The organism is Ruegeria sp. HU-ET01832, assembly GCF_040371315.1.
Lineage (GTDB): Bacteria > Pseudomonadota > Alphaproteobacteria > Rhodobacterales > Rhodobacteraceae > Ruegeria > Ruegeria lacuscaerulensis_A.
Window position 1 is genome coordinate 83469 of the sequence record NZ_BAABWL010000005.1, and the last position, 12328, is coordinate 95796.

The following is a 12328-nucleotide window of genomic DNA, read 5'->3' on the forward strand; positions in this document are numbered from 1 at the left end:
GGAGACATATCATGACATGGTCCTTCTCACTCGGCCGGATATTGGGGTCGGAATTGAGGGTCCATGTCACCTTTTTCCTACTGCTCGCCTGGGTCGGTTTCGCCGCCTACTCCAACGGAGGCCTCGAGGCGGCCGTTGAAAACCTGATTTTCGTGTTGGCGTTGTTTGCCTGTGTGGTCGCTCATGAATTTGGCCACGCCCTGATGGCAAGGCGGTACGGGATCAAGACTCCGGACATCACTCTGTTGCCAATCGGCGGTTTGGCGCGTCTCGAGCGGATGCCGGAAAACCCGTTGCAAGAGGTCTGGGTAGCTTTGGCAGGCCCCGCGGTGAATATCGTGATCTGGATCGTTTTGGTCTTGCTTGGTGCCAACATGCCGATTGAAACGATGGCGCAGATTGACAGCACGACGCCGGGTCTGATGAACCGTCTGGCCTATGTGAACCTGCTGCTGGCTGTGTTCAACATGATCCCCGCCTTTCCAATGGATGGCGGGCGCGTGTTCCGCGCTTTGTTGTGTCTAAAAATGGACCGGGTCAAAGCCACAAGTGTCGCTGCGTTAGCTGGTCAGGCGGTTGCGGTGGGGTTTGGCTTTCTGGGTCTCAGCACAGGAAATCCGCTACTGGTCTTGATCGCAGTGTTCGTCTTCGTTGCCGCCAATGCAGAAAGTCAGGATGTGACCATGCGCGCAGTCGCGCGGCAGGTACAGGCGCGCGACGCCATGATTACCGAGTTCCACGCGCTATCACCAAACGACACGCTAGCGACCGCCGCCCAAGCTGTCATCCACACGACGCAACACGAGTTTCCGGTACTGTCTGACGTCGGCGAATTACTCGGCTTTGTCACGCGCAACCGATTGTTTGCCGCGCTTGCTGATGAAACGCCCCGGTCCAACCCAGCAACGTCAATCATGGAGACGGACGTTCCAACAGTCCGCCTGACCGACGGGCTTGAGGCAGTGTTGGATGGGCTGCACAAAGGTGCTCCGGCCATTGCGGTCTGTACACAGACGGGAGCAATGGTCGGATATATCACGCGGGAAAATATCGGCGAGTTGATGGTGATCCGCAGCCGCTGATCAGGCTGTTGCCAGCGCGTCCTGAAGCACCGACAACACGGCGTCGCGCGGCACATCCGACGTAACGAAAGCCTGACCAATCCCGCGCGCCAGAATGAATCGCAACTGGCCGTCTATGACCTTCTTGTCCTGCGCCATCAGATTGACCAATGCCTCGGCCCCCGGAAGCTCTCCGGGAATGTCGGCCAAGTCGGTCTTCATCCCCATCGCGCGCAAATGCGCCCGCACGCGGCTTGGGTCTTCTTGCGAACAGAGGCCCAGACGAGAGGACAGCTCAAAGGCCAGCGCGCAGCCGATGGCCACGCCTTCTCCATGCAACAGGCGGTCCGAATACCCAGTCGCAGCCTCAAGCGCATGACAGAAAGTGTGACCCAGATTGAGCAAGGCGCGATCGCCCTGCTCGGTCTCGTCCCTTTCCACGATATCAGCTTTCATTTGCACTGAACGGGTCACTGCACGCACACGTGCTGCCATATCACCACCCGAGACCTTGGTCCCGCTTTCTTCAAGCCACTCGAAGAAATCGGCGTCACCCAGCAGCCCGTATTTGACCACCTCACCATATCCGGACAAGAAATCCCGATCCGTCATTGTGCTCAAAACCAAGGTGTCGGCCAACACCAGCGAAGGCTGATGGAACGCCCCGATCAGGTTCTTACCCTGTGGCGCGTTGATGCCAGTCTTGCCGCCGACCGAACTGTCCACCTGCGCCAGCAGCGAGGTCGGGATTTGCACAAACCGGACACCGCGCCGCAAAACGGCTGCGGCAAAGCCCGCAAGGTCTCCGATCACGCCGCCGCCAAACGCGATGACAACATCCCGGCGCTCGACCTTCTCGGCCAGCAGCCACTCGACCGCGCGTTCAAAGTGAGGCCAGCTTTTGGTTGCCTCACCCGCAGGCAGGGCCAATGCCGACATCTCGATCCCCGCCGAGGCCAACCCATCGCGCAGGGCATCCAGATGCAAGGCAGCCACATTTTCATCGGTTAAAACGGCGACCTTGGGCCTGTGCAGCAGCGAAGCGATCCGTGTCCCGGATTGCGCCAGCAGATCCGGCCCTATTTCGACGTCATACGAGCGCTCGCCCAGTTCAACATGTACGGTTTGGTGCATTTAAGTCCGTTCCAAAACATCGGGTCGCGTCAGCAATGCGTCCACAACCCGGTCCACCATATTATCTATCGAGATTTCTCCGTCCGACGTGACCGTCAGATCCGCTTGCGCATAAACCGGCACGCGATCCTCATAGAGGGCACGCAATGTCGCAAAAGGGTCTGCGGTGCGCAGCAAAGGGCGCGTGTCCTTGTGCTTGACCCTGTTCCAGAGCACGCTCAGATCGGCCCTGAGCCAGACCGATACGCCCCTCTCTGTGATCATCTGGCGGTTATGCCCGGCCAAGAACGCCCCCCCGCCCGTTGAAAGGATGCCTTTTTCCTCGTCCAGAAGCCGCCCGATCACCTGACTTTCCTTGTCACGAAAGAACGGCTCGCCGTCGCGTTCGAAAATCTCGGGGATGGTCATGTTGGCCGCCGATTCGATTTCGGCATCACTGTCGAGGAACGGAACCGCCAATCGCGCCGCCAAAGCGCGGCCGACCGCGGTCTTTCCCGCCCCCATCATGCCCACCAGAACAACCGTTTTGTGCAATAGAAGGCCCGGAGCACGGACTTTCGCATCGGTATTATGCTTAATTTCGCTCATTTCAACGTGAATGACGTGATCTTAAGAAAAATGCCAGCTATAACTGGGACAAAACAGAAAAATGAGGCGATGTTGAGCGATGGGCCGTCTGATAAAATTTCTGATATATCTGATCTGCCTGTGTTTTATCGGGTTGGTGGGCTACGCGTATCTAGGTCCTTTCTTTGGCGTTGATTTTTCGGCCCCGCAGGAAGAAGTGCGCGAGCCGGTCATTCTGAATGTGGATTAAGGCCGCAGCGGCTGCGATGCTGCTGGCCAGTGCGGCACAGGCGCAGCAGGAACCTTTATCTGTGATCGACTGGTTGAGCCAGCCACCGGACAACCTGCCCGGCACTGTTCTGCTGGAACCGCCTGTATCGGATTCCGGGTTGCAACCGGGTGTGGAAGTCACTCCGCTTGAAGCGTTGTCCCAGCCCTTGGGATTGGTGTCGTCGTCGGTGACAGGCCTTCCGGTGGATGTGTGGCAAAACAGCGATCCCGCACGGTTGGCGGAACTGATCGGTCACGTGCCAGTCAAATACAACCCGGCCATGCAACGCCTGCTTTTCACTCTGTTGCTTACCGAAGCTCGTGCGCCATCCGGACCCGATGCCGAAGAGACCTTGCTGCTGGCGCGGCTGGACCGGTTGATGCAGCTTGGCGCAGCTGATCCCGCGCAGTCTCTGGTGCAACTTGCCGGTCCGACGGACAGCCGCGACCGGTTCCAACGCTGGTTTGATGCCACCCTTCTGACCGGAGACGAAGATAGAAGTTGCACAGCGCTGATCGCGCAACCGCATTTGTCTCAGGAGTACGAGGCACAGATATTCTGCAAGGCCCGGCGTGGCGATTGGACCTCAGCCGCGCTGACGCTCGAGGCAGCTCATGCGTTGCAGATTCTTCCGGAAATGGACCTTGCCTTGCTGGACAGGTTCCTCAGCCCCGAGCTGTTCGAAGACGCCGAATACCTACCGCAACCCGAGCGCCCCGACCCGCTTACATTCCGACTGTATGAGGCAATTGGCGAGCGCTTGCCCTCGACTTCGCTGCCGCGCGCCTTTGCCAATGCCGATCTGCGAGATGTAGCCGGTTGGAAAGCACAGATCGAAGCAGCCGAACGACTGACTCGCGTCGGTGCTTTGACGCCCAACCAGTTGCTTGGGCTATATACAGAACGCTCTCCGGCTGCATCCGGAGCGGTCTGGGACCGCGTCGCCGCCGTTCAACGTTTCGAAAGTGCGTTGGACTCCGGCAAAACCGGCGCGATCGCGCAGTCCCTGCCCACCGTGTGGGCGCAGATGCGCAGCGTGGGGCTTGAAGTTCCATTCGCCGAGCTTTTTGCGAACCGGCTGTCAAAAGTCACATTGACCGACCCAGCCGCCGAGGAATTGCGCTGGCGTATTCTGTTGCTGTCTGATCTTTACGAAACCGCTGCCCTGACTGTTCCTGACCAAGGGGAAGAGAACCAATTCCTCGCCGCTTTGGCTCAGGGTGATCCCGGGCGCGCGCGCTCTCCATCGCCATTGGCAGATGCTGTCGCGCAGGGTTTTGCCTGGGTCGCACCCGTTCCCGCCGATATCGACCGTTTGCTAAGCGACGGACAACTGGGTGAAGCCGTCCTTGAGACGATGGAGTTGTTCGCACATGGGTCACGCGGCAACCTCGTGGACCTTTCAGCCGCCATCGCAACCCTGCGGAGGGTTGGTCTTGAAGACACGGCCCGTCGCGCTGCGCTGAACCTTTTGATCCTAGAGGGCACGTGACCATGGTAGCCCCGGCCTCGCACGACCTTTGGATTTCAACCTTTCTTCAGGCGCAAGCGGCCGAGCTTGGGGCGTCACCCAATACATTGCTGGCCTATGGGCGCGACCTGAAAGACTTCGCCGCGTGGCTAGAGCGTCGAAAAACCACCTTTGATCAGGCGGACCGAGACAGAATCGAACGTTATCTGATCGATTGTGACGCGCAGGGATTGTCCCAATCCACCCGCGCAAGACGGCTGTCCGCGATCAAGCAGCTTTACCGTTTTGCATTCGAGGAAAGCTGGCGTGAGACCAACCCCGCCATCCAGATAAAAGGACCGGGTCGCCAAAAACGCCTGCCGAAAACTCTGGACGTGCCGGAAGTTGACCGTTTGCTGCAAGCCGCGCGTGAAACTGGTCGCACCGAAACCGACCGCATCCGCAACACTTGTTTGATGGAAGTTCTTTATGCAACCGGCATGCGCGTGACCGAGTTAGTCTCGCTGCCGGTGTCTTCCGCACGAGGTGACCCACGAATGTTGTTGGTTCTGGGTAAAGGCGGGAAAGAGAGGATGGTGCCGCTGTCGCCCCCAGCCCGCGAGGCGCTGGCGCTATGGCTGAAAACGCGCGATGAGGCTGAAGACCAATTGGTGGCCGATGGCGGGCAAAGGTCGCGGTTCCTGTTTCCCTCGCGCGGCAAATCGGGTCATCTGACGAGGCACATGTTCTTTCACCTGATCAAAGAGCTTGCGGTTCAGGGCGGCGTGTCGCCAGAAAAAGTCACTCCGCACACGCTTCGTCATGCGTTTGCCACGCATCTTTTGGCAAACGGGGCCGATCTGCGATCGATCCAGACATTGCTGGGTCACGCCGATGTTGCGACCACGGAAATCTACACGCATGTATTGGACGAACGCCTCGCGGAGTTGGTGTTGGAGCATCACCCGCTTGCCAAAGAGCCGCAGGACAAAGGCTAACCCCTTGATCCGCCGGGGCCGCGCCCCCATAACGAATGAAGCAACACCAACCCACAAGGACCAATGGAACCCTCACCCTCTATGATCGACGGCGCATTCTGGTTTACCACAAGCGCTATTCTGCTTTTGCTTGTCCTGTCGGGCTTTTTCTCGGGTTCTGAAACAGCATTGACCGCCTCATCGCGCGGTAAGTTGCGGGCGCAGGCCGACAAAGGGTCTCGCGGCGCACAAAAGGCGCTGGATATCACCGACGACAACGAACGTCTCATCGGCTCGGTCCTGCTTGGCAACAACCTGGTCAACATCCTGGCGGCATCTTTGGCGACTGCTTTGTTCACCAAACTGTTCGGGGAAAGTGGCGTGGCTTTGGCGACGCTGGTGATGACCCTTCTGGTGCTGATTTTTGCCGAGGTGCTGCCAAAAACCTATGCCATCACAAACGCGGAAAAAGCGGCATCTTTGGTGGCACCCATTATCAGTGTCGTTGTCACCGTATTCTCGCCTGTTGTGGCAGCAGTACGTCTGTTGGTGCGCGGCGTTTTGCGCCTCTTCGGCGTTCGGATCGATCCCGACAGCAACATTCTGGCTGTCCGGGAAGAGATCGCCGGTGCATTGCAACTGGGACACTCGGAAGGTGTGGTCGAAAAGGAAGACCGCGACCGAATTCTTGGCGCGCTCGATCTGGGTGACCGCGCAGTTGAAGAGATCATGCTGCACCGCTCGAACATCGAGATGATTGACGCAGACGACGCGCCCGAGGCGATCCTTCAACAATGTCTGAAAAGTCCTCACACCCGCCTGCCCGTCTTTCGGGACGAACCCGAGAACATCGTAGGCGTCGTCCACGCCAAGGACCTGTTTCGTGCCATGTATGCCCACGCCGGGGATCGCGAAAGTCAGCCGAACCAGTTGGAGAGTTTCGATATCTCGAAGGTGGCCAACGATCCGTATTTCGTGCCTGAAACCACCACTCTTGACGATCAGATGCGAGAATTCCTGCGGATGCACAGCCATTTTGCGCTGGTCGTGGATGAGTATGGTTCGCTGCGCGGATTGATCACGCTCGAGGATATTCTGGAAGAGATCGTTGGTGAGATCGCGGACGAGTTTGATCTGGAAGAAGATGTCCCCGTCACGCGCACAGATGATGGTCAATATCTGGTTGAAGGTGCGATGACGATCCGTGACGTGAACCGGGCAATGGAATGGTCCCTGCCGGACGAAGAGGCAAACACCGTCGCGGGTCTTGTCATTCACGAGGCGCAGATGATCCCCATCGTAGGTCAGGTCTTTTCCTTCCACGGCTTCCGTTTCGAGGTCACCGCACGCGAGGGCAATCGGATCACCGAGCTCAAAATCCGACCGTTGTAACGAACAGTCCGCGACACCTCGTGTCGGGAACGGAACAGTAAACCCGCACCCGCCCTTGCAGGTTCGGGTAAATGCGGATGGAGGCGAGGACGTGAAGACGACAACGCAAGTGGCAGTTATCGGCGGCGGCGTCGTCGGCTGTTCAGTCCTTTATCACCTGACCAAGCTGGGTTGGTCCGACGTCATGCTATTGGAGCGCTCGGAACTTACCAGCGGGTCCACGTGGCACGCGGCGGGCGGGTTTCACACGTTGAACGGCGACACCAATATGGCCGCGCTGCAGGGCTATACGATCCGCCTGTACAAAGAACTGGAAGAGATTACCGGTATGTCCTGTGGCCTGCACCATGTTGGCGGGATCACTTTGGCGGACAATCAGGATCGGTTCGACATGTTGTTGGCCGAACGCGCCAAGCACCGCTTCATGGGGCTGGAAACCGAGATCGTCGGACCGGATGAAATCAGGAAAATTGCGCCAATTACCAATACGGACGGCATCATAGGCGCGCTTTATGATCCCCTGGACGGGCATCTGGACCCATCCGGCACGACTCATGCCTATGCCAAGGCTGCGCGCATGGGTGGGGCCACGATTGAAACCCATTGCATGGTGCACGAAACCCTGCAACGGCGGGATGGCACTTGGGATGTGGTCACCGACAAGGGCATCATTCACGCGGAGCACGTGGTGAATGCAGGCGGCCTATGGGCGCGCGAGGTCGGGGCGATGGCGGGCGTCTATTTCCCGCTGCACCCGATGGAGCATCAGTATCTGGTCACCGACACGATCCCTCAGATAGAAGCTATTATTGATGCGGGCGGAGAGCATCCGCATGTGATGGACCCAGCCGGAGAAAGCTATTTGCGGCAGGAAGGGCGCGGGCTTTGTATCGGGTTTTATGAACAACCCTGCAAGCCTTGGGCCGTGAATGGGACGCCTTGGGAGTTCGGGCATGAATTACTGCCCGACGACTATGACAAGATCACCGATAGTATCGAGTTCGCATATCGCCGCTTCCCGGTCCTAGCCGAAGCCGGGGTGAAGTCGGTAATCCACGGGCCTTTCACCTTTGCGCCGGACGGGAACCCTCTGGTCGGCCCCGTCCCCGGGTTGCGCAACTACTGGTCTGCCTGTGGTGTAATGGCGGGCTTCAGCCAGGGCGGTGGCGTGGGTCTGACGCTGGCGCAATGGATGATCGAAGGCGAGCCCGAGCGCGATGTCTTTGCCATGGACGTGGCCCGGTTCGGCGACTGGATCAGCCCCGGCTATACTCGCCCCAAGGTGATCGAGAACTATCAGAAACGCTTTAGCGTTTCCTACCCGAACGAGGAACTGCCCGCCGCGCGCCCCAATCGAACTACGCCGATGTATGACATCTTCACCGATCTGGGTGCGGTCTGGGGTCAGCAATACGGGCTGGAGGTTCCAAACTATTTCGCCCAGGATGGTGAGCCCGAATACGAAACACCTTCATTCCGCCGGTCTGACGCATTTGCGGCCACTGGACGCGAGGTGCATGCGGTGCGCAATGCAGTGGGTATCAACGAGGTCCACAACTTCGGCAAATACCGTATCACCGGCCCTGATGCGCGAACATGGCTTAATCGGATCATGGCCGGGCGTATCCCGCAGCCTGGTCGCCTGTCACTGACGCCGATGCTGTCACCCAAAGGCAAGCTGATCGGGGATTTCACCGTATCTTGCCTGGATGAGACCGAGTTCCGCCTGACCGCATCCTATGGCGCGCAAGCATTTCATATGCGGTGGTTCCTGCAGCACCAGGAAGGCGATGTTCACATCGAAAACATCAGCGATCGCCTGAACGGGTTTCAGATTGCTGGCCCCAAGGCCACGGAAGTTCTAGCGGCGTGTACCCGAGACGACCTATCGGACCTGCGTTTCATGGATGTCCGCCGAATGACCTTCGGTATGACTGACTGTATCGTGCAACGTGTAAGCTACACCGGAGATCTGGGTTACGAGATCTACTGCGATCCGATGGCGCAGCGGCAGCTTTGGTGGACGCTCTGGCAAGCCGGAGAGCCGCTCGGCATGACCCCTTTCGGTATGCGGGCCATGATGAGCCTGCGTCTGGACAAGTTCTTTGGGTCATGGATGCGGGAATATTCGCCCGACTACACCCCAGGTGAAACCGGGTTGGATCGGTTCATTTCATTCTCGAAACCTGATGACTTCATCGGACGTGCCGCCGCAGAACTAGAGCGCTCGGAAAAACCTGCGCGCAGGTTGGTTTCCTTCATCGTTGATGCCGAAGACGCCGACGTGAATGCTTATGAACCGATTTGGCTACAGGGTGAGGTTGTGGGCTTCTGCACCTCGGGTGGGTATTCCCACCATGCGCAACAATCGGTTGCTTTGGGTTTCCTTCCTGTTGAACACATCGCGGAGGGAACAGAGGTCGAGATCGAAATTCTTGGTCAAATGCGTAAGGCCCGGATGGTGTCGACGCCTTTGTTTGATGGTGACGGAACCCGAATGCGGGGATGACATCAGCCAGCCAGAACGTCATTCTAGGCACATGAAAAAAATACCAATTATCTTGCTGGCTGCCGGTCAGTCCAAGCGCATGCGTGGACAGGACAAATTGCTACAACAGGTGGACGGCATGACCCTGATACGCCGATCTGCGCTAACTGCAATGAATGTCGGAAAGGTTTTCGTCGCGCTGCCCCCAAGGCCACATGATCGGTATGCCGCATTGGACGGGCTGGACCTGCACAGGGTCGAGGTTGTCGATGCCGCGGAAGGGATGAATGCCAGTTTACGCCGTGCATTGGCTCAAATCCCAAACGATGTCCCGGCGGTCATGGTTTTATTGGCCGATTTGCCCGAGATCACGGCGCAGGACATAACCGCAGTCTTGTCCGCCGTGATCGATCACCCTGACCACCTGATTTGGCGTGGAGCCACAGCCTCGGGTAAGCCCGGTCATCCGGTGGTTTTTGACCAAAGTCTGTTTTCCGAGCTTAACACCCTGTCCGGTGATGAAGGAGCCCAATCCGTTGTGCGTGCCCATTTGGACAAGGTTTTCTTGCTGCCCCTGCCCGGCGAACATGCGCTACTGGATTTGGACACACCCGAGGATTGGGCTAGATGGCGCAATCAACGTTAAGTCAAAAGTAACACGGCCCGGTCTTTCCAGACCGGGCCGGTACCCAAAGCGGGACTACCACGTTTCACACGTTCCATAAGCGCAGCCAGAAATGCCTGTAGCACCTTGGCTATTCCGCTGCCGAACCTAAACAAGACCCCCTCGTTAACATGCCGCTGAGCGCTTCTGGTAACAGTGACGAGCTTTTGGCACCCCCTAGTGCCATCAGCTTCCCCTCGCTTGGGCATGCCTATCGTCACCGATCCGCCCCTCGCAAACAACGCTAAAACAGGAATTTCGGTTAATTTTCGACATATCAGAATGGTTTTTCCGCAACAACTCTGAAATCGGCAATCTACCTAAAGATGTTTATTAACCCCCGATGAATGCAGGGAAATTCGAATATGATCAGATCTATATGAAAATTGATTTATGTTGTTCATGGTTGTTTGCGTTTAAGTGGTCTCTTCACGAGAACAACCCACAACCTAAAGGAGATCTTAAGGGATGTGAAAACCCCCTTGCATCATTTGTTAACGAATTTGTCTCAATTCTTCACTTTTCTCTTTCTGGCCCCTCATTGGGAAACAATTTGGAAGATTCGCTGGTTTGATTCGTCCCGTTTTGCACCTTCCATCCATTCAGATCGGCGAATAAGACATCCGATTTGTGGCAAAATTAAGATTTCTTAATCTTTGTTAAAGGAAATGATCAGACTGGTGCCGCATCTGCTGTCTTAACGCGCGACCGCATCCGCGTGATATAAACAGGAGACCAAAATGAGCATCCGAAAATCTTCTCTTCTCATGCCGCGCACAGCCAGTTGGGTTGGCGTCAGCGCCCTAAGCGCCGCGCTTCTTGCGACGACCGCCCTGCCCTCCAAGGCAGACGAAGCGCTGGCGGATCTGGTCGAGAGCGTATCGCCGTCAGTCGTGACCATTGTCGCGGAACAGAAAGCGCGCCAGATCCCGACCCAGGGACAGAACTTTGATTTTGAAGGACATCCGTTCGGGGACTTTTTCAAACGTTTCGGCGCGCCTGAAGGCTTCGATGCTCCGCAACGCGGTCCGGCACAGGGTCTGGGATCGGGATTTGTACTTGATGAGGCAGGCTACATTATCACCAACCACCATGTCGTCGACAATGCCGAGTCTGTGACCGTCCGCCTAAGCGACGACCGCACGTTCGAGGCCGAAGTCATCGGGACCGACCCTTTGACGGATATCGCCGTGCTCAAAATCGACGCGGGTGAGGACCTGCAAGCCGTCGAACTGGGCGACAGCGATATTATCCGTGTGGGCGAAGATGTTGTCGCCATCGGAAACCCGTTTGGGCTCAACTCGACCGTGACTACGGGGATCGTTTCGGCCAAGGGTCGCAACATCTCGCAGGGGCCATACGCCGAATTCATCCAGACGGATGCCGCGATCAACAAGGGTAACTCGGGTGGACCTTTGTTCAACATGGATGGAGAGGTCATTGGGGTGAACTCGGCCATTTACTCGCCAACCGGCGGATCGGTGGGCTTGGGCTTTGCAGTAACGTCTAACATCGTGGACCACATCGCCTCTGATCTGCGCGATGACGGTCAGGTTAGCCGCGGCTGGTTGGGTGTCTCGATCCAGAATGTAAGCCCCGAAATCGCCGCCGCGATGGGTATCGATGCTTCAACCGGCGCGCTGGTGTCTGACGTCGTTGATGGCAGCCCGTCAGAGGGTATCCTCAAGCAAGGCGACGTTATTCTGACGTTCAACGACGAACCCGTCGAATCCAGCAGCGACCTGCCAATTCTTGTCGGAACGACCAAAGTTGGTACCGACAGCACTCTGACCGTTCTGCGTGACGGCAAGGAACAGCAGCTTGAGCTGACCGTCGGCCAGTATCAAAGCGCCTCGGCCGACATCGACACGTCTGTAGACGATGCGATCGAAGGCACCGCTCTGGGTGTGACGGTTGCCCCACTGACCGATGCCAACCGCACCGAGATGGGATTAAGCGAAAACGTCAGCGGTGTTGTGGTCACCGCGCTTGAAGCCGGTAGTCCAGCCGCCAAAGCCGGACTGCAACGTGGCGACGTGATCGTAAAACTGGGCAGTCAGAACACAACCACACCGGATGCGTTGAAAGCTGCACTGGACAGCGAAAAAACCGGCCCTGCGTTGGTTCTGATCAACCGAGCAGGCAACCAGATCTTTGTTGCGGTGGAAATCGCCTGATCTTACACCCGCGCGCGCCACGTGATGGGGAATATCTGGCGTGCGCCTCCCCGGCGGGTTGATTTGTCCGCTCTCCGCCGGGACTGCCGGGTGCGCAACGACGCACCCGGCACGTTTTTCTCCAAACACAGTGCGTGACCCGACATT

The 12328-nt window shown here is 57.6% G+C and carries 10 protein-coding genes; 8 read left to right on the top strand and 2 right to left on the bottom strand.

The window, feature by feature from the left end; translation table 11 throughout:
• The first annotated feature begins 11 nt into the window (after positions 1 to 11).
• Positions 12 to 1082, top strand: coding sequence for a site-2 protease family protein (locus ABWV79_RS15490; protein ID WP_353393027.1), 1071 nt, complete (start codon positions 12 to 14; stop codon positions 1080 to 1082).
• Here the strand turns inward: ABWV79_RS15490 and aroB are convergent, their stop codons facing one another.
• Positions 1083 to 2195 carry a 3-dehydroquinate synthase gene (gene aroB / locus ABWV79_RS15495; protein WP_353393029.1) on the bottom strand — a complete coding sequence of 371 codons (1113 nt, stop codon included), beginning with the start codon at positions 2193 to 2195 and terminating at the stop codon, positions 1083 to 1085.
• Positions 2196 to 2783: a shikimate kinase gene (locus tag ABWV79_RS15500; RefSeq protein WP_353393031.1), complete on the bottom strand. Its 588-nt coding sequence runs from the start codon at positions 2781 to 2783 to the stop codon at positions 2196 to 2198.
• 79 nt (positions 2784 to 2862) lie between these two features.
• On the opposite strand from ABWV79_RS15500, the gene ABWV79_RS15505 reads away from it, so the two are divergent.
• From ABWV79_RS15505 to ABWV79_RS15535, 7 genes are all read left to right on the top strand, one after another.
• On the top strand, positions 2863 to 3012 hold the full coding sequence (locus ABWV79_RS15505) for a hypothetical protein (protein ID WP_170352987.1): 150 nt from the start codon (positions 2863 to 2865) through the stop codon (positions 3010 to 3012).
• Positions 3002 to 4525: a hypothetical protein gene (locus tag ABWV79_RS15510; RefSeq protein WP_353393033.1), complete on the top strand. Its 1524-nt coding sequence runs from the start codon at positions 3002 to 3004 to the stop codon at positions 4523 to 4525. Before ABWV79_RS15505 ends, ABWV79_RS15510 begins: the two co-directional genes overlap by 11 nt.
• Positions 4526 to 4527: 2 nt before the next feature.
• A complete protein-coding gene (locus ABWV79_RS15515; RefSeq protein WP_353393442.1) occupies positions 4528 to 5481 on the top strand; it encodes a tyrosine recombinase in 954 nt (317 codons plus the stop codon).
• A 63-nt stretch (positions 5482 to 5544) separates the two neighbouring features.
• Positions 5545 to 6852 (top strand): HlyC/CorC family transporter, encoded by a 1308-nt coding sequence (locus ABWV79_RS15520; RefSeq protein ID WP_170352984.1) that lies wholly within the window; start codon positions 5545 to 5547, stop codon positions 6850 to 6852.
• Between the two features lie 91 nt (positions 6853 to 6943).
• Positions 6944 to 9361, top strand: a complete 2418-nt coding sequence (locus ABWV79_RS15525; RefSeq protein ID WP_353393035.1) for a GcvT family protein — start codon at positions 6944 to 6946, stop codon at positions 9359 to 9361.
• A gap of 31 nt (positions 9362 to 9392) precedes the next feature.
• Positions 9393 to 9986 (top strand): nucleotidyltransferase family protein, encoded by a 594-nt coding sequence (locus ABWV79_RS15530; protein ID WP_353393037.1) that lies wholly within the window; start codon positions 9393 to 9395, stop codon positions 9984 to 9986.
• 758 nt (positions 9987 to 10744) lie between these two features.
• Positions 10745 to 12181 carry a Do family serine endopeptidase gene (locus ABWV79_RS15535; protein ID WP_353393039.1) on the top strand — a complete coding sequence of 479 codons (1437 nt, stop codon included), beginning with the start codon at positions 10745 to 10747 and terminating at the stop codon, positions 12179 to 12181.
• Positions 12182 to 12328: the final 147 nt, after the last annotated feature.